The 797-nt window shown below is 47.9% G+C and carries 2 pseudogenes; both read right to left on the reverse strand.

Features of this window, described 5'->3' with window-relative positions:
- A pseudogene (locus R8O11_RS26725) lies at positions 1–721 on the reverse strand (transcription-repair coupling factor); the annotation flags it as partial.
- Positions 722–726: 5 nt separating this feature from the next.
- A pseudogene (locus R8O11_RS26730) lies at positions 727–797 on the reverse strand (PilZ domain-containing protein); the annotation flags it as partial.

A 797-nucleotide genomic window follows, 5' to 3' on the forward strand; every position in this document is an offset into this window, starting at 1 on the left:
GTCTCGCCTCAAACTGGGTGCGCCAACGAGTACGGAAATCTTCAATCGCTTCTTTCGTCGTTGGGAATTCATGCGCAGGCAGCAATTGGATTTGCTGAATATCTTCGATAGAACGCTGGTTTTCTGGATCGAAAGTGCGAATGGTGTCAATTTCATCATCGAAAAAGTCAATGCGGTAAGGATCTGCACTGCCCATCGGGAATAAGTCGAGAATCGAACCTCGGCTCGCGTATTCACCCGGCCCAAACACTTGGTCTACGTGACGGTAACCCGAGTTCTCTAGTTGCACTCTCAGGTTTTCTAGCGAGAAATTATCGCCTGTTTTGACCATTAGTGTGTGCTGTAACAAAAATTCTCGCGGAGATTGGCGCTGAAGAACAGTGCTGACAGGCACGATAGTGACGCCGCCACGTTGATTTGGCAGTTGGTATAGGCGAGCAATACGGTCAGAAATGATCTCTTGGTGTGGAGAAAAATTGTCGTATGGCAACGTTTCCCAATCAGGGAAAAGGCTTACTGGTTGGTCGGTAAACTGTTCGATTTCTGCTTGCAGTTTCAACGCGATCTGCGGATCTGGCACAACCAGTAGTGAGTGACTTGAATGCTGCTTGGCCAGTTCGGCAATGGCGAGTGGCAGCGCTGCACCGGGTAAGTTGCCAAGTTGTTTTTTGTCGCCACGCTCAGTTGGATTGGTGACGGAAAGTATCGTTGCTTTGGTCATAGGAGTTATTTTTTATCTCGCTCCAGTGAGCGCTGACGTAAAAGTTTTTGTTGTTGATATAAAGCGGCTTTAATGA

This window comes from Vibrio sp. 1288, assembly GCF_033344475.1.